Genomic DNA, 2587 nt, shown 5'->3' with positions numbered 1-2587 from the left:
ATCAAACATTTCACCGACAAGGTGATGGTTATGCAAAATGGCGAGGTGGTTGAGCAAGGCCTGACGGCGGATGTTTTCGCCAATCCCCAGCACCCGCTGACACAAAAATTGCTCGACAGCCATTTCTCGGCACCTTCGCACGACCGAAGCAACCGTATAAGCAGCGCGACGCCTAAAATTGAGTGCTAAGCGTACCAAAACAATCTACCTGGCGGGCTGACTTCAGCCCGTCTGTCTATGGGCAACAATCCCTAGTCCAATCAGCCAAATGTCACCCACACCGAGCCTGCCCCTAATAGCACAGAGCCCAATATCGGTACGATAATGAACTTACGCAATGGCCTGGCCCCAATAACACTCGCCATACCCATTTTAATCAGGCTGTTAACGGAAGCGGCAATAAAAATACCCAGCATTGCCGTATTCACCAGCAAGCCATTGGCACTCTGCCTGCCCAGTGCCAGGGTAATGGCATCGACATCGGTAATGCCTGAAATCGCCGCGAGCAACAGGGTTCCCGTATTACCAAACCAGTCTTGCAGCAAATTAGCCAGCAACATGATCGCCAGCAGCACGATGCCGAAAAAGAATGCCGAGGACAACGCCAGCGGATTCTGTTTTACCTGCGGCGACTCGTCTGTCTCAATTTTGTTATGGGTCCAGATCCAATAGGCTGGAAGGTAAAAGCCCAGCATCATCAGCAGCATTGGTAGCCATAGCATTTCGACCAAGGTGTAGTTCACGACTGAGCAGACAAACAAGATACGCGGAAACATGGTTCCGCAGCTGATCAGGATCCCGCTAGCCAGCAACCCACTGAGGTGCGCCTGCTGTTTGGAAAGGTGTGAAAATTGCAGTGTCAGTGCGGTCGAAGAGCTCAGTCCCGCAAAGAGGCAGGTAAACAAGATCCCCTTTTCCGCGCCGCCAATCTTGATTGCGAAATAGCCGACAAAGGAAATACCGGCAATCAACACCACCATCCACCAAATCTCATAGGGATTGACGGCCTGCCATGGCCCCATTCCCTGATTCGGCAGCAGTGGCAGCATCACAACAGAGATCAGTAACAGGCGCAGGGCAGCATCCAGCTCGTACTCCTGAAGCTTCATCAGTGCGGTATGCAGCTCTTTCTTGTTATCAAGAATAATGGCAGTGATCACCGCCGCCGAGGCCGCAATCACCGGCTCGCCGACAACTGCCAGACTGCCCAGCAAAAAAGTGATCAGCATGCCGACCAAGCCGGTAATACTGAGGTTTACTTTTACTTTTTGGCTCTTGATGTAGGCGACGATAATCAGGACAGAAAAGGCAAGCAGAGAAAAGCCGAGAAAAAGCTCTGAAAAAAATGATGCCAATAGGCCGCAGATGCCTCCCAGCAGACCAATCAGCGAGTAGGTACGAATACCGGCGATACGTGATCCTGCGGCTTCATTACGATCGACCCAGCCACGTTGGATACCGATAATAGCGCCTAGCAGCAAAGCAATAAACAAACGCCAGAACGATGAATCAAAATCGAATGCCACATCCATTTTTGCGCTCCTCAGCCTACTCCATCCACGGCCGACATGATGAACAACAATTCCCTGTTTAGTCTAAGTGTATGAAAAAAAACATTGCTGAACATCGATATCCATCGAAACTTTGATCGACTCCTGCCTAAAAGAAACGCCCGGCATTAGCCGGGCGTTATTAGACGTTAGGTACATTGTCTATGCCAGAGATTGGTTGATCTCGGCGAGCACGGCAGCAGGATCGGCCGCTTTGGTTATCGGGCGTCCAATAACCAGGTAATCCGAGCCGGCCTGAACCGCCTCGACCGGTGTCATCACCCGGCGCTGATCCCCAGCTGCACTGCCTGCCGGGCGGATACCCGGGGTAACCAGCTTAAATTCTTCGCCAAGTTCGCCCTTGAGCATGCTTGCTTCCTGAGCCGAACACACCACACCGTCCAGGCCGCTGTTTTTGGTCAACCGCGCAAGGTTCAAGACGTGTTCCTGCGGCTCAGCCTGAATACCGATACCGCGAAGATCGGCCGCTTCCATACTGGTAAGCACTGTCACACCAATCAGCAGCGGGCGATCTTTGCCATACGGCTCGAGAATGTCACGCGAGGCTGCCATCATACGTTCGCCACCACTCGCATGTACATTGACCATCCACACTCCGAGATCCGCCGCTGCCGCAACCGCACGGGAGCAGGTATTCGGAATGTCATGGAATTTCAGGTCCAAAAATACAGAATGGCCCCGATCATGCAGTTTACGCACAAAGTCAGGGCCAAAATAAGTAAACATCTCTTTGCCAACTTTCAGTCGACAACTTCCCGGTTCAATACGGTCAACGAACGCCAGGGCTTCGTCTTGGCTTGGGTAGTCGAGAGCGACAATCACTTTTGGGTCTAACATGGCATCTCCTGCTTAGTTATTGTTCAATCCTCCCCAGCGCGCTGAGGGCGGTCAGGATTGTACAGTAAAATCATTTTTTTTCGAGCATTAATTGAAAATTGATCCGAAGGCACTAAAAGTACCACTTTTCTTTGCCAGCCAATCGTTTTACCCCAGTAGCAAACATATCAGAGTTTGAT

The 2587-nt window shown here is 51.4% G+C and carries 2 protein-coding genes and 1 pseudogene; 1 reads left to right on the top strand and 2 read right to left on the bottom strand.

The genetic code is table 11. The features are described 5' to 3' along the window. Nucleotides 1-189 (top strand): annotated as a pseudogene (locus MHN01_RS24215) (peptide ABC transporter ATP-binding protein); the annotation flags it as partial. Between the two features lie 71 nt (nt 190-260). On the opposite strand, the gene MHN01_RS24210 reads toward MHN01_RS24215, so the two are convergent. Beyond that, the gene (locus tag MHN01_RS24210; RefSeq protein WP_239413931.1) at nt 261-1532 is read right to left on the bottom strand and encodes an MgtC/SapB family protein; all 1272 of its coding nucleotides are present in this window, start codon (nt 1530-1532) and stop codon (nt 261-263) included. A 180-nt stretch (nt 1533-1712) separates the two neighbouring features. Continuing rightward, entirely contained in the window at nt 1713-2408 is a 696-nt protein-coding gene (pyrF, locus tag MHN01_RS24205; RefSeq protein ID WP_239413930.1) for an orotidine-5'-phosphate decarboxylase, read from the bottom strand. Between the last annotated feature and the right edge of the window lie 179 nt (nt 2409-2587).

The organism is Photobacterium sp. OFAV2-7 (assembly GCF_022347985.1).
Lineage (GTDB): Bacteria > Pseudomonadota > Gammaproteobacteria > Enterobacterales > Vibrionaceae > Photobacterium.
Note: the sequence above shows the minus strand (reverse complement) of the source record. Positions and strands in the feature narration are given on the sequence as shown.

Bases quoted from the DNA above. Each gene is read 5' to 3' on its own strand.
- MHN01_RS24210 (WP_239413931.1), bottom strand. From the start codon at position 1,532: ATGGATGTGGCATTCGATTTTGATTCATCGTTCTGGCGTTTGTTTATT.
- pyrF (WP_239413930.1), bottom strand. From the start codon at position 2,408: ATGTTAGACCCAAAAGTGATTGTCGCTCTCGACTACCCAAGCCAAGAC.